This window comes from Shimia sp., from assembly GCF_039969785.1.
Lineage (GTDB): Bacteria > Pseudomonadota > Alphaproteobacteria > Rhodobacterales > Rhodobacteraceae > Shimia.
Window position 1 is genome coordinate 146,910 of record NZ_JBDVNC010000016.1, and the last position, 23,961, is coordinate 170,870.

Below are 23,961 nucleotides of genomic sequence, written 5' to 3' on the forward strand. Positions count from 1 at the left end.
CAATCATGTGGAAGCTCCCCGCCCTCATGTTCATTGCCATGTCGATGATCCCAGCCGGAGACACGGCTGGCAAACTGCTAACCTCCGAATATGGGGCCAGCCCGTTGTTTGTCGCCTGGTCCCGTTTCTTACTGGGCAGCCTGATCACACTCCCTTTCATTCGCCCGGATACGCTGCGCATTTTGCGCGACTGGCGCATCTGGGTACGGGCGCTTTTGCTGGCGGCTGGCATTTCGTTTATTCAGACCGCGCTGACTCAGGCCCCTGTCGCCGATGTCTTTGCCGCGTTCTTTATCGGCCCAATCGTCAGCTACGGCCTGTCGGTATTGCTGTTGGGCGAACGCGTCACACCCCTTCGGACTGCTTTGATGATCGTGGGCTTTCTCGGCGTCGTGCTGGTTGTACGCCCCGGCACCAATATGGGCCCCGGTATGGGCTATGCCGTCCTTGCTGGCCTGTTCTATGGATCATTCCTGACCGCGTCACGCTGGCTGGCGCCTGTGGCCCGCCCAACCAGCCTGTTGTTTTCGCAACTGTTTCTCAGTCTGATTGTCATGACACCGTTTTGCTGGCATCTGATCCCGCCCATGACACCAACGATCGCGGGCCTGACGGTCACAAGCGCGATATTTTCCATGGGTGGCAATTTTCTGTTGCTGTTCGCCTATGCGCGCGCACCAGCGGCCACTCTGGCCCCGTTTGTGTATTTCCAACTGGTCGGCGCGGTTATTCTGGGCTGGGCCGTGTTCAACGATCTGCCGGATGCCTACACATGGGCCGGGCTTGCCCTGATCCTGAGCGCGGGCATCATCAGCGCCAGCCTGAGCCGACGCACCTCCGATTAACTCCAACCACCGTTGGCGCGAATTCGGGTTGAGCTGGCATCCACCATCGGCATGTTCACAAAACACCACGCCGGGGCCCGCATGGTTCCAAGCGATGCACTGTTGCGCGACGCAATGCGCGCTGCGCGAAACACCTGCGCTGCCTTGGCCGTGCGGGCATCCACCCGATCACCGGGACGTGCCAGCACACCCACAGGCAAACGCAACATGATTTCCTGCCAGTCTTTCCACAAATGAAACTGCGCCAGATTATCCGCGCCCATCAACCACACAAACTGGGCCTGCGGACAGGCTTCCTGAAGGGCGGCCACCGTTTGCGCCGTATAGCGCGTGCCAATCCGGGCCTCAAAATCCGAAATGTGAACCCGCGGATGGCGCATCAGATCACGCGCCACGGCCATCCGCCGATCCAACGACGCAGGCCCGCGTGCCTTTAGCGGATTTCCGGGCGACACCAGCCACCACACGCGATCAAGCCCAAACCGCTTGAGCGCCTCTCGGGTGATATGCACGTGCCCGTCATGCGCGGGATCAAACGACCCGCCCAACAGGCCAATCACCTGACCGCGCTCAACATATGGAAGTCCATAGCTCATCGGCTGATTACCTCACCTCACGCGGCAAATGTGTCAACAGCAAACCTCCTTGACCGGGCGAAATGATTGACCTAAGTAAACTATAAATAGTTGACCAGAGTAAACCATGACCCTCAATGCCATCACCCGCATCCGCCGTTTCAACCGTGCCGTGACCCGCGAAACCGGCGCGTTGGATCAGTCCTTTCTCGGACGCGGCCGCCCGCTTGGCCCGGCCCGTGTCCTGCATGCGATTGGGCGCAAGGATGCTGATCTGGAAACCGTGCGCACCTATCTTGGCCTCGACAAAACCCTGCTCAGCCGGTTTCTGAAAACGCTTCAGGATGACTCCCTCGTCACACTGGACCGCGACCCCAATGATGGACGACGACGCATCGCGCACCTGACCGAAGCTGGCCGCGCAGAACTCGCCGCCTATGACGCGCTGTCTGATGAACGCGCCCAGTCGCTCTTGTCACAACACCCCAAACCCAAAGCGCTGCTGGACGCGATGGACCTCATTGCATCCGCACTTGCCCAAGACACGATCGAGCTGACCCAAGTCGATCCACGCACGCCCGACGCGATCTATTGTCTCGAAGAATACTACGCCGAACTCGCCCGCCGTCTGGACACAGGCTTTGACGTGAACCTTTCGGCAGATCCCGACGCCGCAGACATGTTCCCCCCGCGCGGCAGCTTTGTTCTGGCGATGTCCGACGGGTTGCCGCTGGGCTGCGTTGGCCTGAAAGGCACCGACAAAGGGTACGGCGAAATCAAACGCCTCTGGATATCCCCCGCCACTCGCGGGTTAGGCCTCGCCAAACGCCTGATGGACAGCGTTGAAAACACCGCCCGCACACTGGGCATGACCACCTTGCGGCTCGACACCAACTCCGCCCTGCCCGAGGCGATCCGCCTTTATGAAACCACCGGCTGGCACGAAATTGAGCGCTTCAACGACGACCCCTACCCGGATTTCTTTTTTGAAAAGCACTTGTGAAACCAAAACACGACACGCCCGACAACCCTCCGAAAAGACATAAGAATTCCGAAAACTGAATGCATTTGTTTCTCGCCAGCTGACCGGTAATTGCGGTCTCATTGATCGAGTCGTTCATCGGAACACCATGCATATTCAAACCGGACACAAGGCCTTTCCAGCGCTGATCGCAGCGCTTTGCTTTGCGATCCTGTCCGGGTTGCATATTGCGCGCCCGCTCACGCCTATCACAGTTGTACCGTCCGAACTGGCCAGTTTCGGATTTACGGTCGATGACATCTGTGGCTACGGCGAAAACGGTGGCAATTCCTCGTCCTGCCCAAACTGCACACTTGTTGAAAACCTCGTTCTGCTTGCCAGCTCAGACCTGCTCGACTGGACACCGGCGGTTTCCGGGCTGGAATCCTGCCCCTACTGCACTGCTCTGCATCACGCATCGCGGCCACTGGCCTACAAAGCTCGCGCACCGCCTGTATTCACATGACGACCGCGCCCGACCCCATTCGGGCACTTCTTTATGTGAAATAGGAATGAAAAAATGAAACTGACATCAGTTCTGTCGGCAGCCTTCGGCGCCGCACTCCTCGCAACGTCCGCAATTGCGCACGCCACACTGGAACAACAAGAGGCCGAAACCGGCTCATACTACAAGGCCGTGTTTCGCATTGGGCATGGTTGTTCCGGCGAAGCCACGCTCAAAGTCCGGGTCACAATTCCCGAAGGCGTCGTATCCGTAAAGCCAATGCCAAAACCCGGCTGGGGCCTGGAAACCGTCACAGGCGCGTATGAACACACCTATGACCTGCACGGCACCGACGTCTCAGAAGGCGTCAAAGAAGTGGTCTGGACCGGCGAACTCGCAGACGCGCACTATGACGAGTTTGTTTTCCGCGCCAAACTGGATGGCTCGCTGACCCCTGACGAGATGCTGTTTTTCCCAACTGTGCAAGAATGTGCAAACGAAGATAACGCATGGGTCGAAATCCCCGCCAAAGGGCAAAACGCGCATGATCTCGACAAACCTGCGCCGGGTTTGATGCTGTCAACGCCTCATAAACACAACCACTGATCCAAATCGTTCGGGGGCAGCCTTGGTTGCCCCCGGCATTTGCTAGCAAGACACGCAAAATCTCGCCCCACATGATCTGGACAATTGCCCTTTCGCTCTGTCTTAGCTAGACCCGCCTGAACCAGTTTTTCATCGGAGTCGGCTAGAATGGCATCTTATCAGTACGTCTATCACATGCAGGGTGTCTCCAAGACCTATCCCGGCGGCAAGAAGTGCTTTGAGAACATCCACCTTTCATTCCTGCCCGGCGTGAAAATCGGTGTGGTCGGCGTCAACGGCGCGGGTAAATCGACCCTGATGAAAATCATGGCCGGTCTGGACAAGGATTTCACCGGCGAAGCATGGTGCGCCGAAGGTGCCAAAGTTGGCTATCTGCCACAGGAACCACAGCTGGACGAAAGCCTGAGCGTGCGTGAAAACGTGATGCTGGGCGTGGCCCCTAAAAAGGCCATTCTCGACCGCTACAACGAACTCGCCATGAACTACTCGGACGAAACCGCCGAGGAAATGGCCGAGCTGCAGGATCAGATCGACGCAGAAAACCTCTGGGATCTCGACAGCCAGATTGACGTCTCGATGGAGGCGCTGCGCTGCCCCCCCGATGACGCTGACATCGCCAACCTGTCGGGTGGTGAAAAACGCCGGGTCGCGCTATGCAAACTGCTGCTCGAAGCGCCCGAAATGCTGCTGCTGGATGAGCCGACCAACCACCTTGACGCGGAAACCATCGCGTGGCTGCAACAGCACCTGATCGACTACAAAGGCACAATCCTGATCGTCACCCACGACCGCTATTTCCTGGATGACATCACCGGATGGATTCTGGAACTCGACCGCGGCAAAGGCATCCCTTACGAGGGCAACTATTCCGCATGGCTGGAACAAAAAGCCAAACGTCTGGAGCAGGAAGCCCGCGAAGATAAATCCAAACAGAAAACGCTGGAACGCGAACTGGAATGGATGCGTCAGGGCGCCAAGGCGCGTCAGGCCAAATCCAAGGCCCGGATCAACGCCTATAACGATCTGGCCAACCAGTCCGAGCGCGAGAAACTGGCGCGTGCCCAGATTGTCATCCCGAATGGCCCTCGTTTGGGATCCAAGGTGATCGAGGTGGAAAACCTCGCCAAACACTACGGCGACAAGCAACTGATCGAAGGTCTGTCGTTCAGCCTGCCCCCGGGCGGCATTGTCGGCGTGATCGGCCCCAACGGCGCGGGTAAATCGACACTGTTCCGCATGCTCACAGGTCAGGAACAACCTGACGAGGGATCTGTCGAATATGGCGACACGGTCAAACTCTCTTATGTTGACCAGTCCCGCGATGACCTGAATGACAAAGAAACCGTGTGGGAATCGATCTCTGGCGGGTCCGAAATTATTGAACTGGGCGACGCTCAGGTGAACAGCCGCGCTTATTGCTCGTCGTTCAACTTCAAAGGCGGCGACCAGCAAAAACCGCTGAACCTGCTGTCGGGCGGTGAACGCAACCGTGTGCACATGGCGCGTTTGCTCAAAGAAGGCGGCAATGTCCTCCTGCTCGACGAACCGACCAACGATCTGGACGTCGAAACCCTGCGCGCACTGGAAGACGCGCTTGTCGATTTCGCAGGCTGCGCCGTGGTCATCTCACACGACCGCTTTTTCCTCGACCGTATCTGCACGCATATCTTGGCCTTCGAAGGCGAAGCCCACGCGGAATGGTTCGAAGGCAACTTCGAGGATTACGAAGAAGACAAAAAACGTCGTCTGGGCGCGGATGCCCTCGAGCCCAAACGCCTCAAGCACAAAAAGTTCACCCGATAGGGTGAGCTTGTTGGGATTGCCGTTTGGGTTCAAGGCGTGCGCGAAAGCTTGTTTTCAAAGAAAACACGCGTGCGCACCCCGGCGAAAAGGCTCGGTGCCCCTGATGCCAAGGCGGTTGAAGCGCAAGAATTTTACGCAGTGACATTCGCGCAGGGGTTGCAAAAATATCTCCCTATTCTCATATTGTTAAATAACAATCGGAATGGGGCAGATGAAACTAAAAAATTTGGTGCGTTTGATTCGTGCAAGTAAATGAAATCCGTTTGTCTATCACTTCACTGACGCAACAAATTTGCCATGCATCAGAAAGCACGGAATTCTGTCAAAACAAAGACAAGAAGAGCTAGGTATCGAGCCAGAGCATTCTGGGGGAGACGAGCAAAGCAAAATTAGCGACAGAATTAACGGAATTTACAATGACGTTAGTCTGTGTTTGACCACCAACAACGCCATGGCCTATCGATGTAAACACGATGGTCGACATCCAGATCAGGTATTCTTGCAAATCGATCCTAACGTACTTCGGCTTCCCAACGTTAGAATTTCGTTTGGTTTGGCGAACTCAATTGGTGCTAGATTTCAACGGGTTTCCGCAGTTGCAGAGTCAATTGATGTAGAAATTCTCTACAATCCCAAGTGGCTTGAGGATGTAGACGAATTCAAACGGCGTATCTCAGCCGCCGAGAAAATCGAAGTCTTGGTTCCAGTGTGCGTTCCTGTAAGCTTGATCAAAGGAAAATCCTAGAAGCGAGCGCCAATTGTGGTCACACGTCCAGTATTTGTCCCATCCATCAAGCGGGGCTCACTCTACGAGTGGGTCCCGGTCGAATTCCAATGGCATCCGGGATTTAGTGTTAGCCAAAAACAAAATTCAATTGCGGCACTGCACGCCGAGGCGCGCAATATGGGAATTCATCCAGTGTTGGAGGTCTCAACAAAGTCTCCTATTGAGTTAGGAAGGCGACTGAGCGCCTTTAGCTTAAAAGTAGAAGTCGAGGGGCAAATGTTTTTTCTTGAATCCGTGTATCAAAGTTCAAAGGTTTTTTCGGAGTCTGGGCAGCTTCCCGAAATCATTTCGTTGGACCCTTATGCAGCAAAGAAGAGGGTGCGAGAACTGGGCAAAGGCGAAATAATCGCGTTCCGTTGTTTCGGTCGTGATTTTCCAACTGAACCAAAGAACGCATTCTACGACTGGCTGTACATTCGGGCGATCTATCCACACAGAGACTGGGTATATCGGAATCTAGATTTTTATGGATATTCGGACATCGAATTTAATCCTCAAAAATCCATAAACTGTCAGGCTAGGGCCGTTGCTGAGTACAAGTCGCTAGAGATGCAAGGAACCAGCAGAGAATGCTTTGAAAGCTTTGACACGTTTGCTAGATTGCTTGCATACGCGCAAATCAGAGAGTGAGGCATTGCTAGCCCGGAATAAAGGCTTGCTCCGCAAGCCGCCGGGCATCGCCCGACCGCCCCATGGGCGGGCGATTTGGAAACGCCGCATCATGTCCAATCTTCGGATGTGGACCAAACGATAAAATGTCCAGCCAATACCGTATCATCGCCCTCCCACGGCCAGTCGACGCCCGGCACGATCGTCAGCCGCCCCGCAAAGCTTCCCTCGCTTAACGGCCTCGGCGTCCCTTCCCCAAAACCCACCCAAAATGTGCTATACTTGCCCTTTCGAGAGGACATGTCATGCTCATCCGGCTCTTTTCAGCACTTCTGTTTCTTTTCACCACGGCGACCACGACAATCGCGCAGGGCATGCTGCTGTCGCGCATGCAGTGTCAGTCCAGCTATCGCAATATCCCCTTTACCGGGGTCATCGAAATTCAGCTGTTCCAATATGCCGGCGCAACCGGGCTAGGCTCTGCCGGAGAGCGCAGTCAGATGAATACGATGATCAAAACCGGGCGGGCGCATGAAATTCCGGGCACGCTTTATATGATTGGTGAGTTTCAGGGCGGCGGCGCGCTTGTGCACATCGAGGCGCCAAACATGACCGGCGGACAGGGCACTGGCAGCATCGTGATCAATGGCGCGGCACACCGGGCGACCTATGCCAATTTCGCGATTGTTCAGGGCGGCGTCATTGCCTTGACGGAAAATCAGGAACGCATCGACTACGTCTGCCCGTGACCCGCACGACTTGCGCAGGGCAACCCTGTCAAGCAGCGACCCGGGTTCAATAACGCAACGCGTTACTTGCCGTCGCGCGCGGCTTTTTCTTCTTTGGTCAGCTTGGCGTTCCATACATTTTTGCTCAGCCCCAGCTCGGGACGGGGCGGTTTGGTTTTGCCAACGCTCACTTTGCCACCTTTGTTCAAGAATTCCTGAATAAGGGCGTCATCGGTGGTTTCTTTGGGAACATGTTTCATATCTCATGCCTACCCTGTCCAGGCCCTGCTTGTCACGCGCCATCCCACCAATTGCCGACGTTTAGTCATGCCCCACAGAAAAACGGCGAGGCTATGCCCCGCCGTCCCTAACCAATCACTTCGATCCTAGTTAATCGGTTTGATTCGTGATCCTTCCACGGCCGCGCTGGCCATCAGACCTTTTTCGTCAAACACAAACGCCACGGTGTCGGCCTTGATGTTCGTCGTGTCTACCTTGGCGGTCGCGCCTGCCTCGATCACGGCAATCGATCCGTCCACGCCCAGCTCATACCCTTTTTTGGATTTGAACTTTGCCAATGCGTCGTCGCTCATGAACATGATGGCATAGCCATAGGTCTGCACCCCGGCCAAGGCACCAACCGCGACGGATGACGTGCGATAATACCCGGTGGAGACATCGCCTTCGTACAGCACCCCATTACCGGTTTCGGCACCAATGCCCAGACCCGCTTTGGTCACCTTAGGAAAGACCAGGGCCGCCGTTGCGCTTTCAGACATTTCCTTGGCGCGTTCGTTCTGACCCAAAAGTGACGCCCATGACGCCTGCGCTGCGGCTTCCAGTTCGCCACGCTTGCTGTCGTCTGACACCGTACTGGCAGCCATGCTTTCGGCCTCACAGTCGCTGGTCGCAGCCATCGCCTTGAACGTCCCGTCAAGGCTGATCGCAAATGGCGTCTTGCTATCCGGGTCCACAGTCAGCACGTATTTCCGCGCCAGCGCTTCTGAAAATGCGGGATCGTCTGTCTTCACATAAGCGCCGCGATAGCCATCGTCACGCAGATCACCTGTGGCCTTGGCCGGAAAACGCAAACCGTCCATGTCGATCTCGACCTTTTTGGCGACATTTCCGTAAAGTTTGACGTCTTTGTCCTTGGTGTAGACGGCCACATATTCAAACCGGCCACCGGCCTCGGTTTTGCCGATGCGGAACAGATATCCGTCCTCGTTCACCTTCTCCATGACACAAGCACCCGATTCATTGTGGCGCAAAATCGTCCACCCTTCGACTGTGTTGCCCTGTGCATTTGATGCTGACGCAAAGGTTGCGCAAAACGCGGCCAATGCCGCTTTTCTCATACTAAATTCAATCATGAATTGCCTCGCTGTAAATGTATTCACCGCCAAAGTGTACGCAGGTGTGCAGGACAGCAGCAACCGTTTTCTCACAAAAGCGTGAACTCGACATTTCGGAAATTTTCACGTCTCTGAGAGTCCGCTGAAACAAGGCTGAACACATCTCATTTTATGACTAAGTGTTTTGCAAAGTTGACAGGAGATCCCATGCGCACGCTACTTCCCGCCCTCATCGCCGTGTTGATAATGGCGGTGCTTATCGTTCTGGACGTCGCAAAACCACTGGGCGCGCACCCTTGGTGGTCTCAGCAAACGCTGATGATTGGAACAGTCATCGGCGCAATTGTCGCCACGCTTGCCACCCGTATGTCGACGCCCATGAAACGTCTTATGGCCTTTGCGCTGATTACGGTCCTGGCTTTTGGGCTCGCCAAATATGGCCAGACACAATTCGCGGCCTCTTACGCCGAAGACGCATTGGCCGGTAAGATGTGGTATTATGGATGGATCGAAACCGGCGCCGCACTGGCAGCGGCCATCACAGCCGCTGCTCAGGTTTTCTTGCGAAAATAGCGGGTTAGCGCAGACCTTCGTTGATTGACACCAGTACTTTGCTGCCCGGGCAAAGCTCGTCTTTGCCCAGTTCATTCAGAGGCCGGGTTGCCAGGTTCAAGTTCTGGTTCAGGTCTTGAGAATCCGGATCAAGGAACATAAGCCCGGTCAAAATCCGCCCTTCTTCGCGCGCGTTTTGCACCGCATCCATCGCCGCGCGGCGGTCGTTGGCTTTATAGCTCGCGTCCGCCTTGTGAAGATGAATGGCAGACCCGTCATGCAAGGTCACAGTCTGTGTTGTGCCCTCATCATACTGTGTCTTGATCTCTTCGCGCATGGGAACAAAATCCACCGGCATCGCGTCCAGATGCTCGCGTGTTTCGCTATAGCTTTTGGTTGACCCATTGTGATTGTTGAACGTCACACAAGGGCTGACCACGTCGATAAAGGCAAATCCCTTATGCGCCATCGCAGCACGGATCAGCGGCTCCAACTGAGTTTTGTCACCCGAAAAACTGCGCCCCACAAAGCTCGCGCCTTGCATCAGTGCCAGCGTCGCCAGATCAATCCCGTCAAACGGGTTCACTGCGCCACCTTTGGCCACCGATCCCAGATCAGCCGTCGCGCTGTCCTGCCCTTTGGTCAGGCCGTAACAACCGTTATTGGCCACGATATAGGTCATGTTCACGTTGCGCCGGATCAGGTGTACAAACTGCCCCATGCCAATCGACGCGGTATCCCCGTCGCCGGACACGCCGATATAGGTCAGATCCCGGTTGCCCAGACTTGCGCCTGTCGCCACGGACGGCATCCGCCCATGCACCGAATTGAACCCGTGCGATTTACCCAGGAAATAGGTCGGCATCTTGGACGAACACCCAATACCCGAAATTTTGCCAATCCGGTGCGGTGGGATCGACGACTCAAAACAGGCATTTCGGATCGACGCCGAGATACTGTCATGACCACACCCTGCACACAGGGTCGAAATCGCCCCGTCATAATCAGCAACAGTAAACCCCAGCCGGTTTGTCGGCAGACGCGGGTGACGGAACTTTGGTTTGATATAAGACATCAGGCAGTCTCCCGCTTCAGGGGCACAATATCGGCGCTCTTTGTCTTCAGCGCCTGACGGATCTGGTTGGCAATATCGCGCGCAGTGATCGGCGTGCCGGAATAATTCAGCACCGACGTCAGCTGGCTGGGCGCGATCTGACACTCATTCATAATCAACTGGCGCATTTGCCCATCCCGGTTCTGTTCAATGACAAACACCATGTCATGGTCGTGAATGAACTGATCCAGACTTTCATGGAACGGGAACGCCCGAATGCGCATGGTATCAATCGGGTACCCTTCGGGTGCCAGCATCTCGACCGCCTCATAGGCGGGCGAAGCTGACGTGCCAAAGAACAGCGCCCCCAGTTTCAGATCCGTCTTGGGCTTTTTCACCGCAATTGGCGGATGTGTCTTGGGTTTGGGCACATAGCTTTTGGCGGTTTCAAACTTGCGCAGCAAACGGTCGACGTTCTGCACATAGTCTTCGCCGCTCTCGGAATAGACCGCCATCTCATCTTTGGACGATCCGCGGGTGAAATAGGCCCCTTTATCAGGATGCGTACCGGGCAATGTGCGATAGCAGATGCCATCACCGTCTACGTCCAGATACCGCCCCCAGACCTCGACATTGTCCAGCCCTTCGGCGTCCAGAACCTTGCCGCGATCCATTTCATAATTGTCGTCCCATTCTAACGGTGGCGACATCCAGTCATTCATGCCCAGATCAAGATCGGTCATCATGATCACCGGCGTTTGCAATTGCTCCGCCAGATCAAACGCCTGCACAGTCATGTCAAAACATTCGCGCGGCGTCGCCGGGAACAGCAACACCTGTTTGGTATCCCCATGGCTGGCATAGGCCCCGGCAAGGATATCCGATTGTTGACTGCGCGTCGGCATCCCTGTTGACGGGCCAGATCGCTGTACATCAATCAGAACCACCGGCACCTCGGCAAAATAGGCCAGCCCAAGGAATTCGCTCATCAGCGACAGCCCCGGCCCGGATGTCGCGGTAAACGACCGCGCCCCGTTCCAGCTGGCCCCGACAACCATACCCATCGCCGCCAGCTCGTCTTCGGCCTGCACAATGGCAAAGTTTCTTTTGCCGCTGCCCGGATCAATCCGCATGCGCTCGGCGTATTTTGCAAACGCATCAACAACCGACGTGGACGGCGTGATCGGATACCATGCGGCCACAGTGGCGCCGCCATAAATCGCACCCAGCGCCGCCGCCGTGTTGCCGTTCATCAGGATATGCGGCGTCTCCAGAATATGCGGCGCAACATTGCCACCTTTTTCCAGACGGATCGGCAGCGGGCAGGCATAGTTTTCCTTGATATATTGATAGCCCATTTCCAACGCATGCACGTTCGAGCTGATCAGTTTTTCCTTACCCTTGAACTGATCATTCAAAAGGTCTTTCAAAATCCGGAAATCGATATCCAAAAGCGCGGCCATCGCGCCCACATACACGACGTTTTTCAGCAATTGCTGCAAGCGTGGCACCGAATACTCCCGCATGCACATTTCAGTCAGCGGCACACCGATATAGCTGATGTCGTCACGCTTGAGATGGCTCGCCAGAGGCTTGGTGGAATCATACATGAAATATCCGCCCGGCTCGACGCTGGCGACATCTTTTTCCATGCTCTGCGGGTTCACGCACACCATCATATCGACACCACCGCGCCGCCCCAGATAGCCGTTTTTGCTGACGCGCACTTCGTACCACGTCGGCAGGCCCTGAATGTTGGATGGGAAAATATTGCGCGGTGAAACCGGAATACCCATGCGGAAAATTGCCTTGGCAAACAAATGGTTGGCCGATGCCGACCCGGTGCCGTTTACGTTGGCAAACTTGACGACAAAGTCGTTAATACCCTTGATCTGTTTCATTCCGCAGCCTCCGTCAACAGAACCGGGGCAGCCTTGGCCACCGAGTAGTAAAATTTCTGCATATCCCAAGCCGCCGTCGGGCATCGCTCAGCGCACAATCCGCAATGCAAACAAACATCTTCGTCTTTGACCATGACCTTACCCGTGGGCAAAGTATCGGACACATAAAGATCCTGTTCGGGATTTTCCGCAGGCACTATTATCCGCGCTCTCAGATCGTCCTCGTCGCCGTTTTCGATAAAGCTGATGCAACTGGTCGGACAAATATCTGTACAGGCATCACATTCGATGCAATCGCCTTCGGTGAACACGGTTTGCGCATCACAGTTCAGACAGCGTTCCGCCTGAACAAATGCCATATCCGCATCAAATCCCAGCTCGACCTCCAGCGTCTTGCTTTGCAACGCCTCTTTCAGGTCAACCAGCGGGACCGCCTCGCGCTTGTCATCCACAGGAATGCTGTCATAGCTCCATTCGTGAATGCCCATCTTTTGGCTGACCAGCGTGACATGCGGCGCGGGACGCACCGACAAGTCTTTGCCCTGACAGAAAAGATCAATCGACACCGCCGCTTTGTGACCATGGGCCACTGCGGTAATGATATTGGACGGGCCAAAGGCCGCATCCCCGCCAAAGAAAACCTCCTTGCGGGTAGACTGGAACGTTTCGTCGTCATTGATGATCGGCGTGCCCCAGCTGGTAAATCGAATGCCTGTGGACTTCTCAATCCACGGAAACGCGTTTTCCTGGCCGATGGCAATCAGCACATCGTCACATTCCACAAAGACCGGCTCTTCTCCGGTTGCGACAAGCTTACGACCACCGTCTTTGTCGTAAACCGCCTCAACCTTTTCAAAGGACATGCCAACCAGCTTGCCCTTTTTCAGAACAAATTCCTTGGGCACATGGTTGTCGATAATCGGAATACCTTCGTGGATCGCGTCTTCTTTTTCCCACGGGCTGGCCTTCATATCTTCAAACGGCGAACGCACAATCACCTTCACCTCTTCACCACCAAGACGGCGAGAAGTACGGCAACAATCCATCGCGGTGTTACCACCACCCAGAACAATCACTTTCTTACCGATCTTCTGCGTGTGGTCAAAGGCAACATTGGCCAACCAATCCAAACCAATATGGATATTGGCCTCAGCCTCTTTACGTCCCGGCAAATTCGGCAGATCGCGACCACGTGGCGCGCCACAACCGACAAAAACCGCGTCGTAATTCTTCTCAAGCAGCGCGGCCATGCTGTCTATATAGGTGTCGAAATGTGCATCGATGCCCATATCCAAAACATAGCCAACCTCTTCGTCCAACACCTCTTCAGGCAGCCGGAACGAAGGTATCTCAGAGCGCATGAAACCGCCGCCTTTGACCTGCGCATCAAACAGATGCAACTCATATCCCAGCGGTGCCAGATCACGGGCCACAGTTAACGAAGCAGGTCCGCCGCCGATCAGGGCGATTTTCTTGCCGTTCTTTGGCCCCGCCTTGGGCATCAGCCCTTTGACGTCACCCTTGAAATCTGCGGCCACCCGTTTCAGGCGGCAAATCGCAACCGGCTCCTCTTCGACACGTCCGCGTCGGCAAGCTGGTTCACAAGGACGATCACAGGTCCGCCCCAGAACACCGGGAAAGACATTGCTCTCCCAGTTCACCATATAGGCGTCCGTATAGCGTTTATGAGCAATCAGGCGAATGTATTCCGGTACGGGAGTGTGGGCCGGACAGGCATACTGGCAGTCAACAACCTTATGAAAGTATTCCGGGTCGTTGGTATCGGTTGGCTTCAACGGGGCCTCCATCGCTGGACCATTTCTGGTCTGGCTGTGCTTTTCAGTCGGTACACAATTGTACACACGTAAAAAAGCGCTGTTATGTCAAAAGTGTAAAGTAAAGATTTCGCAAATCGCCAAAAAACTGCGCATTTGCGACACATTATGACCCACGCACCAACCCGAAGGCCTAAGTTGGTGCGCTAACATCTTTTTGGATTGCGAATCTTACGTCGCTGCGCTTTGCGCCACGGTTTCTGCGCCTTGCACCACAACCACCCCTGCAGGCGCAATGTTGTGTCCACGAAACGCGACCGGATGTGCGTTATAATTGATCAGGAATTCCAGATTGCCCAATCTGCGTTTGCGCAGTCCTGCGGGCAAGGGGTCAATCTGCAAATCGACATGCCCGGCCAGCGTGGTCACCAGCCGATCCCACAAATCTTCATCCGGAAAACCACCCAGATACCACAGCTCGCCCTGACGCATCAGCACCGGATCACCGCTCTCCAACGCCATAACTACCTCGGCTGAGCCGCTCAAATGATCACGCCAGTGACATACGCCACCACCGCCCGCGACAGGTTCGACAGCACTGGGGGGCAGGCTCTCGATCTGGTCAACCCGCACGTTCAGGTTTGCGACATCAGGGCGCCCCGCAGCCGGTATCCAAAATTCCGCCGTGATCGCCCCGGAGCGCGGCCCCAGAACAAGCTGCGTCCCCGACGCCCTGGCGGCATCAACCAGCGCGGGCGGTACAGTGGCAAGCCCAGGCGCTAGGGCAAGCTTGTAGCCGCTCAAATCGATACATGAGGCCGGCACGATATCAATCGACACCCCGGCCCGCCGCAACGCGCGATAGGCCGAAAAGACCAGCCGGAAGTAATTGAAATCCGCCCCCTGCGGCTGCGTCGCCCAAGCCCAGTCTGACGGGTAGTCAAACACAATCGCCACAGGCGACTGACGCGTCACCTCTGGGTCAAGCTTTTCCAGAATGTCCGCTACCACGCGCGCCTCGCCCAAACCGGGGGCCTCTATCCCGTCTGGCTGCAACAATCCGGCGTGGTTTTGTTCCTGTGCAAACGGTGCCTGTCGCCAACGGAAATAGCTGACCACCTCGGCCCCGTGCGCAATCGCCTCAAGCGACCACAATGCCACCATGCCCGGCAAAGGCGCCGGATTGTAGGGCGCCCAGTTCACCGGCCCGGGCTGTTGCTCCATGACCCACCAACGGCCACGCCCCACAGCGCGGTACAGGTCGTGATGGAACGCCTGCATATCCGGATCACCCTGCCTCAAATAAGTTTGTCGATATTCGTCCGTCCCTTCCAGCCGGTCCCACAGAAATCCCATCGGATAACTGTCCCAACTGGCAATATCCAAATCGGCACCCACGTCGAAATGGTCAAACTCCAGTATGCGCCCCATGTAATTGTGGATCAGCGGCGCATCCGAATACTGGCGTAAAATTTCGGTTTGAATCTGATTGAACGCCACAACTTCGTCCGATGAAAACCGCCGATATGCCAGCACATGCGCCGGGTTCGGTTCAGTCACGGTCAGGTTGGGCAGATCAATCTGATCAAAGCTGTCATACTCCATCGCCCAGAATACATTGCCCCACGCGGCGTTTAGCGCCTCAACCGTCTCGTACCGCTCCTGCAACCACCTCCGAAATGCCGTCGTCGCTGCATCGGAATAGCTCAAAACCGTATCATGACAGCCATATTCATTGTCGGTCTGCCACGCCAGAACATGCGAGTTTGCCCCGTAACGCTTGGCCAAAACCTCAACAATGCGCGCACATTCCGCGCGGTATCCCGAATGGCTAAAGCAATAATGCCGCCGCGACCCAAACTTGCGCGCACGCCCGTCTGCATCCACGGCCAACATGTCGGGGTGGCGGTCCAGCATCCAGCGCGGCGGCGTCGCCGTAGGGGTTCCCAAAACCACCTTCAGACCTGCCTGCCCCAGCACATCAATCGCCCGGTCCAGCCAGTCCAGCGTCCAGATGTCTGGCTTTGGCTCCATCCGGGACCACGCAAATTCGCCAATCCGTACCCACGATATGCCTGCTGCAACCATCCGGCGGGCATCTTCTGCCCAGCCCTGTTCCGGCCAGTGTTCCGGGTAATAACAAACCCCCAATTCAGCCGTCATAGCAAAACCCGGTGTTCTTCCTGCCCTTTGGCCACGCCTTGGGACATAAATGTCATGCCGTGTTCCGGCGTGCTGGCCTGATCCTCTGGCGTGATACCGACATTCGCAGAGGTGCAGAACAACGTCGTCAGATCGTCACCGCCAAAGGCCGGACAAGTGGTCTGCGTCGCGGGAAATGCAACAGCGCGCATTAAACGGCCATCCTGACCATACGCCGCCACCCGGCCAGCGCCCCATTGCGCGCACCACATCACACCTTGTGCATCGACAACGGCACCGTCCGGGTTCAACGCATCTTCGGTCAGGTCCACAAACACCGACGCCGTGCCAACTGGCCATCCGGTCTCGGGGTCCAGCGCCAACTGCATAATCTGGCGGGTCGGCGTGTCAGAGTAATAGGCGGTCTTGCCATCCAGTGCGAAACAGATGCTGTTCGAAATGGTCACGTTCGGCACCACGGTGCGCAACTCACCTTTGTAGAGACGATAGATGGCCCCCGCGCCCGGCTCGGCGTCAAATCCCATCGTGCCAATCCAAAACCCACCTTGCGGGTCGGCACGCCCATCATTGCTGCGCGTGACGGGATTGTCCGCTTCCAGTGCGACCAACAATGCCTTGTCGCCCGTCGCTAGGTCAAAGCGCCACAGCCCGGTTTCAGAGGCCACAATCAACGTATCTTCATCGACCCAGCCTGCCGCTGAAACATATTCGTCAAACTGCCAGCTGACCTGCGCCCCGCCTTTCTGGCTCATCAATCGCTTGCCCAGAATATCAAACCAGAAAAACTGGCTGCGGCGCGGATGCCACAGCGGCCCCTCGCCCAGCGCGCACGTCCGATCATCAAATACAACGCTCATGCCACAGCCTCATCATAGGCCTGCACGATCTGAACAGCGCGACTGGCCACGTCCCCGACGCTCATGCCCGGCTTATACAAAGCCGAGCCAAGCCCAAACCCATCGGCACTGGCCGCCAGCCATTCTGCGAAATTCTCTGGCCCGGCGCCGCCCACGGCATAAACCTGAGTGCCCACAGGCAAAACAGCCCGCAAGGCTTTTAGCCCGCCCGGCCCTGCCATATTCCCCGGAAACAGCTTCAGCCCGGTTGCGCCAGCATTTAGGGCTGCAAACGCCTCGGTCGGTGTGAACACCCCCGGCCAGCTTTCCAGCCCCAGCTCAACCGTCCGGGCAATCACATTCACATCCGCATTGGGCGACACGATCAGCTTGCCGCCCGCGTCGGCCACAGTATCCACCTGGCTCACAGACAACACCGTTCCGGCGCCGATCAGTGCGCGATCCCCGCATGCCTGCGCAATCGCTGCAATGCTTTTGTAGGGGTCCGGCGAATTCAGCGGCACTTCGATCTTGTCGAGCCCGGCGCCGATCAGGGCCTCGCAAACCGGTACCGCTTCGTCCGGGGTCAGGCCTCTCAAAATTGCAATAATTGCACGGCTCATGCCATTGCCCTCACGTGTTTGCGGGCCGCAATCAACCCGGCAATCGTCATTTCGTTACAATCCAATATCGTCACGGGCGCACCTTGGGGCTGCAGTGCACTGGCATACACTTTTGCAATTGTGTCGGCCCCTATGACCGCCACCCGCTGACCAAGCCAATATGGGCGCGACGCGGCCAACTCTGCGCCGATCAACAACCCCGACAGCCTTGCGCGCGCCGTGTCACCCGCCTGCCCTTCCAGCAAATCTTTGGCTCTCAGCCCGAACAACCGCGCCGCAAGGCTCTCTGGACGCGACAGGGTTTCGGCCAGACTGTCCTGAAACGCGGCCTCGTCCCAGCCCTGGCCAATGGAATGGCGCAACACCGACTGACTGGACAACAGCGCGTACATTTCCCCAGTCATAAAGGTTTGGTAGCTGACAACTTCGTTGGCGCTGATCTGCGCCCATTTCGTATGCGTTCCGGGCAGACAGATCACGCCATCCCAATTTGGATTCTGCGCCAAAAATCCTGCGATCTGCGTTTCTTCACCCCGCATCACATCAGCCGGTTTCAACTGGCGCAATCCCGGCACGATATAAACTCGCATCCGCGCGTCGGTGCCCGGCACCCGCACAGGCATTTCAGGCAAAGGCGTTGCAGGCACGGTGGCATATGGCGCCTCGGCCCAGCCCTGACGCGCACCAACCATGCCACAGGCAATCACGTCAATCGGAGCAGCCCCTAACCAATCCTCGACCAGTTCCAGAAAAGCGGCCTCAAACGCGCCCTTGTTCACATGACCCATGCCTTTGTCAGACTGCGCCTGCGCCAACACCTTGTGGCCCTGCATCGCCCAGACCCGTAACCGGGACGTGCCCCAGTCAACCGCTATCCATTCCGCCTTAATATTCATGACTTACCCCGAAACGACCACGCCACCATCCACGGCCATACATTGTCCCGTCATCATCCTGCTGGCCTGCGACGCCAGAAACAGCGTTGGCTCAACAATGTCAGACGGCACCAGATGCTCTTTAAGACACTGACGCTCAAGATGGCTCGCCAGATCTTCGGGCGTGGCCCATTTGTCCAGCTGCTTTTGCGTCAAAACCCACCCCGGAGCGAGCGCATTCATGCGAATGCCCCGCGGTCCCAATTCCCGCGCCAGACTGCGCGTCATACCGGTGATACCCGCATTGGCCGTGGTATAGGACGCATACCCCGCATTGCCCATAATATAGCTGATTGAGCTGAAATTGATGATCGCGCCCCCATGTGTCATCTGGCGCGCGGCTTCCTGACAAGCAAAGAAATAAGCCTTCAGGTTGATCGCCTGCATCTGGTCCCAGAACTCCTCGGTGGCCTCTTCCAGGCTGTGGCGCTGATCATTTGCGGCATTGTTCACCAACACATCAATGGGCCCATGCGCTGCGGCGGCCTGCTTCATGCTGTCCTGCAAAACGCTGATGTTGGAGATATCGCCCTGAATGAACAACGGCGCGACGCCGTGCTTGTCTTTCATCTCATCGACAAAAGCACTGGCATCCGAGCGCCCAATAAAAGCCACCCTGGCCCCTTGCGCCATAAACCCATCCGTCAACGACGCACCAATGCCAGACCCTCCGCCGGTGATATAGACCGACTTTCCAGCCAGATCGCGATAGGTTGCATTTGCTTGCATCAACTCTTCTCCTTCTTGGTCTCACCGCGCTCTCACACGGGCTCGGGCCAAGTTAATAGTCCGTTGCGGCCCACCATGACACCGCAACGATGCATTTCTTACGCTGCCCGGGACATGCGACACCACGCAGGCATCCAATCGCCATGCGCGATCAACAAATCATCCACCATGCTGCGGATCTGGCGCAGGTCCAGCTCGGCGGCCGTGTGCGGATCCATCATTGCCGCGTGATAAATGTGCTCTCGGTTCTCTTCAACCAAAGCCCGCACCGTTAATTCCTGAACGTTGATCTGACTGCGCATCACCGCAACCAGCTGCGGTGGAATGTCATTCACAACGCTGGGCTGAACCCCGTTGCCATCCACCAGACACGGTGTTTCCACCGCCGCGCCTATCGGCAATTGCGGAATTTGGCCGGTGTTGGGCAGATTGCCATAGGCCACATACGGCGTGTCCGTGACCACCGCGTTCATCAACTCTGCTGCAAACTCGTGGCTCTTGGTTACGTCAATTCGCCCGGCTGCTTGCAAGGCCCTGGCTTGCTCCTTCCAACCGGCGACCTGTTCCACGCACCGCGACGGGTATTCATCCAACGGAATGCCGAACTCTTGGATCAGATCTTCGCGCCCGTCCTTGATGAACCACGGTACATATTCAGCCAGATGTTCCGAGCTTTCCGTGCAGAAATACCCAAACTGTTCCATCACCTCATAGCGCACCTTGTTGGGGCAACGCGGCATCAACAACGGCGGCTTGGGCAGACGCCCCTCGCGATAACCCTGTCGCAAAGCCTGATAAAGATCACGCCCTTCGTGCTCTAACCGCAGAAAAAACGCCACGTGGTTCACGCCTGCCACCCGATACCGGAATCCGTCTTTGGACAGGTCCAGATCATGCGCCAACTCTTCGACGGTGTTCTGCACCGAATGACACAATCCAACCTGTTTCAGCTTCGCAAACCGCTCAGCCAGCGCCCATGTGTTGATCGCCATCGGATTCACATATTGCAACAACGTCGCATCCGGGCACAGCTCGGCCATGTCCTGCGCAATGCTCCACAAGACCGGCACAGTGCGCAGCCCGCGCATGATGCCGCCAATGCCCAACGTATCGGCAATGGTCTGACGCAATCCATATTGCTTGGGGATCTCAAAATCCGTCACGGTACAGGGCTCATACCCACCAACCTGAAACGCCGTCACAACAAAATCCGCCCCGTCCAATGCAGCGCGCCGATCCGTGTGGGTTGTCACGCTGGCCCCGGTTCCAACGGTTTCGATCATCGCCTTGGCCACTGTTTCGCTTTCGGCCAGCCGCGCCGGATCAATATCCATCAGCGCAAAATGACTGTCCGCAAGAGCTTGCGTCAGCAACGCATCTCCCACGATATTTTTCATGAATATCGTGGAACCGGCACCAATAAAGGCGATTTTGGTCATTTGTCGTTTCTCCGGTTCGGCGCTACTTAACGGCGCCAAGTGTCAGACCTGCGATAAAGTGTTTCTGCATCAGAAAGAACATCGCCACCGGTGGCAATGCCGCCACAATGCTGCCCGCGCTCATCAGATGATAGGCAGCGCGGAACTGTGCGTTAAAGCTGGTGATCCCGGCCGTAACAGGCTGGCTTTCAGCCCCTTGAGTCAGCACGACAGCCCAGAAATAATCGTTCCAGATAAAGGTAAATATCAGCACGCTCAACGCAGCCAGCGCCGGTTTCATCAGTGGCAAGACCACAAACCAGAAGATGCGGATTTCGCTCACACCTTCGACCCGCGCCGCTTCGATCAGCTCAAACGGCAAAGCCCGGATGAAATTGCGCATGAACAGCGTGCAAAACCCGGTTTGAAACGCGATATGGAACAAGACCAGCCCGGTCTTGGTATTGTACAACCCCAGATCAAGCGTCAGGTCACGCACCGGCACCATCAAAATCTGAAATGGCACAAAGTTGCCCGCCACGAACATGAAGAATATCCACAGATTGGCGCGAAATTTGTACACACCCAGCGCAAAGCCGGTCATGCAACTCAGCGCAACAGCCCCGATCACGGTTGGGATGGTGATCAGGAATGAATTAAGCAAATATCGCGGCATGTCGCTGTTGAAAAACACCTGCCCATAATTCCGGGTAAACTCAAACGAAGACGGCAGCCCCCAATAATTGGCATTGGTAAAATCCGTGTCCGGTTTGACCGAAAACAAAGCCACGGCCAACAGCGGCCCCAGCCACATCAGCAACGCAATCGGCAGCATGGTTTTATAAGCGATCTGCGCGCCGGACGACTGTTTTTCGATGGGTGTCGGAAACATCTCAGTGCCCCTTTTCGTCGCGATACATCGACCACAGGAAGTAGGCGATGAAACACATCATGATCAGGAACAGCACCACCGCGATGGCCGCACCATAGCCCATGCGGAAGCCATATTCCGACAGCGCCACTTCGAACATGTAATAGGCCAGCACGCGGGACGTCCCGAACGGTCCGCCTTCGGTCATGATCGAAATCAGATCAAACGACCGCAGCGCGCCAATGATTGTCACGACGAATGCAATGAATGTGGCCGGACGCAATTGCGGCAAAATGATAAACCACAACATTTTGCGGCCCTTGGCGCCGTCCAGCCGGCCCGCTTCGATTTGCTCGGGGTCAACCGCGTTCAATCCGGTCAGATACAGGATCATGCAATAGGCCGTCTGCGGCCACAATCCGGCAAAGATAATGCCAAACGTGACCAGATTTTCATCCCCCAGAACATTCACCGGCCCCATGCCGAATATGCCCAGAAACTTGTTAAGCAAGCCAAACGTCGGATCGTAAAACCACGAAAAGACCAGACCGACCACAACTTGCGAAATGACAAAAGGGAAAAAGAACAAGGACTTGTAAATGCGGATGCCCCGCACGGTCTGGTTCAGAAACAACGCAATGAACAATCCCGCCGGAATCGCCAGCAAGTACATCGCCAACCAAATCACATTGTTCTTCATCGCGATGTAGAACGCGTCACGATCAGAGAATTCCCAATACAGATCTTCATAATTGCGCAGGCCCACATATTCGGCCTGCCCCAACCCGTCCCATTCATAAAGCGACAGGTTAAACGACTGAAACACCGGGGCGATCACATATACCGCAAAGAACAAAATGCCCGGCGTCAGGAACAGCCAGGGCGCAATAGTTTGCTGATTGCGGCGAAACCAGCTTTCGTCTTTTGCAATGTCAGAAGATACCGTCATGACCCGTCCCGTCGTCTGAGGCGAGAGGGCAGGACAAACCCGCCCTCTCAGGATGGTGAATACCGGGCGGGATCAGACCCACCCGAAAATCATCACTTGTAGATGCGGCCGCGTGCGCGTTCCAGCTTGGCCAAAATCTTGTCGACATTGCCGGGCTTGACCATGAATTCCTGGAAACCTTCCATCGATACTTTGGCCATTTCAGCCGGTGCATCGCGGTCCCAGAACTGGGCCACACCACCGGTGCTGTTTGTGCTCAGCATTTCAAAGCCCTGGTTCAGGAACTTATCATCATCCACGCCAGAGCTCGCATTCACAGGCAACTGACCCAGATTTGCGCCATTGTTGATGATCGTCTGCTCATCCGCCGACGTCGCAAACCGCAGGAACTCACGTGCCGCTTCTTTGTTCTTGGCATTGGCCGGGATATGGAACGTATCCGTCGGGGCATCTTCCGACAATTCTACATCCGGGTTGATCTTTACAAACTGGTAGAAATCCAGCTGATCATCCGTCAAACCCGCTTCGCGCAGCGGTGCCACAGCAAAGTTACCCATCAGATATGCGGCGGCCTCACCCTTGACCATGAACGGCAACGCTTCCTGCCAGCTATAGGTCTGGTGGTTATCAATAAACGCACCCATTTCAATCAGCTCAGCCCAGTTGCCAAAGGTCGCTTTCACGCGATCATCTTCCCAGCTGACATTGCCCGCGGCCAGATCCATGTGGAAGTCAAACCCGTTGGTACGCATGTTCAGATAGTCAAACCAACCGCCAGCGGTCCACAGATACTTGGTGCCGATGGTGTAACAGGCACGGCCGGACTCAACGATCTTGGCACAGTTGGCCTTTTCTTCGCCCCATGTGCTCGGCTCGCTCAAACCCAGCTCGTCAAAGATATCTTTGCGGTAATAAACACCCCACTGATAATAGGTATAGGCAACGCCCCACTGCTTATCATCAATGGTCAGCGCACCCTTGGTCGACGCCAGCGCCGCTCCGATTTCCGGCTCGGCATACAGGTCGGAAACATCCTCAAACAAACCCGCCTCGACATAAGGGCGCATGCGATTGGCGGCATACCAGGTGGCAACATCCGGCGCGTTCGCGGTCAGAAAGTTGCGGATCTGGGTTTTGTACGCCTCGCGGTCGATCACCGTGGTTTCGATGTTCAGGCCGGGATGCTTTTCCCCAAAACGCGCGATCATCGCTTCCATCGTCGCACGCGGCGCCGGGTTCGATGTATCCAGGAAAATCGTCAGATCTCCACTCAGGTCGGCTTTTGCCGGAACTGCAAACGCCGCCGCAACCGCAAATGCGGCCACCGTCCGTTTCATTATGGAATGCATGGTTTCCTCCCTTTAGCTCCCACATTCAAAGT

At 56.1% G+C, this 23,961-nt stretch carries 24 protein-coding genes; 9 read left to right on the plus strand and 15 right to left on the minus strand.

What is annotated here, in order from left to right; genetic code table 11:
• The first annotated feature begins 5 nt into the window (after positions 1-5).
• Entirely contained in the window at positions 6-845 is an 840-nt protein-coding gene (locus tag ABJI08_RS07370; protein WP_348401173.1) for a DMT family transporter, read from the plus strand.
• Here the strand turns inward: ABJI08_RS07370 and ABJI08_RS07375 are convergent.
• A complete protein-coding gene (locus ABJI08_RS07375; RefSeq protein ID WP_348401174.1) occupies positions 842-1,441 on the minus strand; it encodes a nicotinate-nucleotide adenylyltransferase in 600 nt (199 codons plus the stop codon). The two genes, ABJI08_RS07370 and ABJI08_RS07375, sit on opposite strands and share 4 nt — an antisense overlap.
• 106 nt (positions 1,442-1,547) lie before the next feature.
• Here ABJI08_RS07375 and ABJI08_RS07380 point away from each other — a divergent pair, with 106 nt between their 5' ends.
• The 7 genes from ABJI08_RS07380 (at position 1,548) to ABJI08_RS07410 (ending at position 7,440) form a co-directional block, all read left to right on the plus strand.
• Positions 1,548-2,423 carry a helix-turn-helix domain-containing GNAT family N-acetyltransferase gene (locus tag ABJI08_RS07380; protein WP_348401175.1) on the plus strand — a complete coding sequence of 292 codons (876 nt, stop codon included), beginning with the start codon at positions 1,548-1,550 and terminating at the stop codon, positions 2,421-2,423.
• Positions 2,424-2,550: 127 nt separating this feature from the next.
• Positions 2,551-2,907, plus strand: a complete 357-nt coding sequence (locus tag ABJI08_RS07385; protein ID WP_348401176.1) for a hypothetical protein — start codon at positions 2,551-2,553, stop codon at positions 2,905-2,907.
• A gap of 54 nt (positions 2,908-2,961) precedes the next feature.
• Positions 2,962-3,492: a DUF1775 domain-containing protein gene (locus tag ABJI08_RS07390; RefSeq protein ID WP_348401177.1), complete on the plus strand. Its 531-nt coding sequence runs from the start codon at positions 2,962-2,964 to the stop codon at positions 3,490-3,492.
• Positions 3,493-3,639: 147 nt separating this feature from the next.
• Positions 3,640-5,295, plus strand: coding sequence for an energy-dependent translational throttle protein EttA (gene ettA / locus ABJI08_RS07395; protein WP_348401178.1), 1,656 nt, complete (start codon positions 3,640-3,642; stop codon positions 5,293-5,295).
• 36 nt (positions 5,296-5,331) lie between these two features.
• Positions 5,332-5,547 (plus strand): hypothetical protein, encoded by a 216-nt coding sequence (locus ABJI08_RS07400; RefSeq protein WP_348401179.1) that lies wholly within the window; start codon positions 5,332-5,334, stop codon positions 5,545-5,547.
• Positions 5,548-6,055: 508 nt separating this feature from the next.
• Complete coding sequence (locus ABJI08_RS07405; protein ID WP_348401180.1) at positions 6,056-6,712, plus strand: hypothetical protein; 657 nt, start codon at positions 6,056-6,058, stop codon at positions 6,710-6,712.
• A gap of 284 nt (positions 6,713-6,996) precedes the next feature.
• Positions 6,997-7,440: a hypothetical protein gene (locus ABJI08_RS07410; RefSeq protein WP_348401181.1), complete on the plus strand. Its 444-nt coding sequence runs from the start codon at positions 6,997-6,999 to the stop codon at positions 7,438-7,440.
• Between the two features lie 62 nt (positions 7,441-7,502).
• Here the strand turns inward: ABJI08_RS07410 and ABJI08_RS07415 are convergent, their stop codons facing one another.
• On the minus strand, positions 7,503-7,679 hold the full coding sequence (locus tag ABJI08_RS07415) for a hypothetical protein (RefSeq protein ID WP_348401182.1): 177 nt from the start codon (positions 7,677-7,679) through the stop codon (positions 7,503-7,505).
• A gap of 126 nt (positions 7,680-7,805) precedes the next feature.
• Positions 7,806-8,792, minus strand: a complete 987-nt coding sequence (locus tag ABJI08_RS07420; RefSeq protein WP_348401183.1) for a lipid-binding SYLF domain-containing protein — start codon at positions 8,790-8,792, stop codon at positions 7,806-7,808.
• A gap of 189 nt (positions 8,793-8,981) precedes the next feature.
• Here ABJI08_RS07420 and ABJI08_RS07425 point away from each other — a divergent pair, with 189 nt between their 5' ends.
• The gene (locus ABJI08_RS07425; protein ID WP_348401184.1) at positions 8,982-9,347 is read left to right on the plus strand and encodes a hypothetical protein; all 366 of its coding nucleotides are present in this window, start codon (positions 8,982-8,984) and stop codon (positions 9,345-9,347) included.
• Positions 9,348-9,351: 4 nt separating this feature from the next.
• On the opposite strand, the gene ABJI08_RS07430 is transcribed toward ABJI08_RS07425, so the two are convergent.
• The 12 genes from ABJI08_RS07430 to ABJI08_RS07485 all read right to left on the minus strand — a co-directional run bounded on the left by ABJI08_RS07430 (position 9,352) and on the right by ABJI08_RS07485 (position 23,929).
• The gene (locus ABJI08_RS07430; protein WP_348401185.1) at positions 9,352-10,401 is read right to left on the minus strand and encodes a 2-oxoacid:ferredoxin oxidoreductase subunit beta; all 1,050 of its coding nucleotides are present in this window, start codon (positions 10,399-10,401) and stop codon (positions 9,352-9,354) included.
• Positions 10,401-12,281 (minus strand): 2-oxoacid:acceptor oxidoreductase subunit alpha, encoded by a 1,881-nt coding sequence (locus ABJI08_RS07435; protein WP_348401186.1) that lies wholly within the window; start codon positions 12,279-12,281, stop codon positions 10,401-10,403. The genes ABJI08_RS07430 and ABJI08_RS07435 overlap by 1 nt, the downstream gene beginning before the upstream one ends.
• Positions 12,278-14,089 (minus strand): FAD-dependent oxidoreductase, encoded by a 1,812-nt coding sequence (locus ABJI08_RS07440; protein ID WP_348401187.1) that lies wholly within the window; start codon positions 14,087-14,089, stop codon positions 12,278-12,280. Before ABJI08_RS07440 ends, ABJI08_RS07435 begins: the two co-directional genes overlap by 4 nt.
• 198 nt (positions 14,090-14,287) lie before the next feature.
• A complete protein-coding gene (locus ABJI08_RS07445) occupies positions 14,288-16,219 on the minus strand; it encodes a beta-galactosidase (protein WP_348401188.1) in 1,932 nt (643 codons plus the stop codon).
• Positions 16,216-17,076 carry an SMP-30/gluconolactonase/LRE family protein gene (locus tag ABJI08_RS07450; protein WP_348401189.1) on the minus strand — a complete coding sequence of 287 codons (861 nt, stop codon included), beginning with the start codon at positions 17,074-17,076 and terminating at the stop codon, positions 16,216-16,218. The genes ABJI08_RS07445 and ABJI08_RS07450 overlap by 4 nt, the downstream gene beginning before the upstream one ends.
• Positions 17,073-17,678: a 2-dehydro-3-deoxy-6-phosphogalactonate aldolase gene (locus tag ABJI08_RS07455; RefSeq protein ID WP_348401190.1), complete on the minus strand. Its 606-nt coding sequence runs from the start codon at positions 17,676-17,678 to the stop codon at positions 17,073-17,075. The genes ABJI08_RS07450 and ABJI08_RS07455 overlap by 4 nt, the downstream gene beginning before the upstream one ends.
• Complete coding sequence (locus ABJI08_RS07460; protein WP_348401191.1) at positions 17,675-18,574, minus strand: 2-dehydro-3-deoxygalactonokinase; 900 nt, start codon at positions 18,572-18,574, stop codon at positions 17,675-17,677. Before ABJI08_RS07460 ends, ABJI08_RS07455 begins: the two co-directional genes overlap by 4 nt.
• Before the next feature lie 3 nt (positions 18,575-18,577).
• On the minus strand, positions 18,578-19,342 hold the full coding sequence (locus ABJI08_RS07465) for an SDR family oxidoreductase (RefSeq protein ID WP_348401192.1): 765 nt from the start codon (positions 19,340-19,342) through the stop codon (positions 18,578-18,580).
• 98 nt (positions 19,343-19,440) lie between these two features.
• Positions 19,441-20,781: an alpha-glucosidase/alpha-galactosidase gene (locus ABJI08_RS07470; protein WP_348401193.1), complete on the minus strand. Its 1,341-nt coding sequence runs from the start codon at positions 20,779-20,781 to the stop codon at positions 19,441-19,443.
• Between the two features lie 22 nt (positions 20,782-20,803).
• Positions 20,804-21,652: a carbohydrate ABC transporter permease gene (locus tag ABJI08_RS07475; RefSeq protein WP_348401194.1), complete on the minus strand. Its 849-nt coding sequence runs from the start codon at positions 21,650-21,652 to the stop codon at positions 20,804-20,806.
• A gap of 1 nt (position 21,653) precedes the next feature.
• Entirely contained in the window at positions 21,654-22,580 is a 927-nt protein-coding gene (locus ABJI08_RS07480; RefSeq protein WP_348401195.1) for a sugar ABC transporter permease, read from the minus strand.
• A 92-nt stretch (positions 22,581-22,672) separates the two neighbouring features.
• The gene (locus ABJI08_RS07485) at positions 22,673-23,929 is read right to left on the minus strand and encodes an ABC transporter substrate-binding protein (protein WP_348401196.1); all 1,257 of its coding nucleotides are present in this window, start codon (positions 23,927-23,929) and stop codon (positions 22,673-22,675) included.
• Between the last annotated feature and the right edge of the window lie 32 nt (positions 23,930-23,961).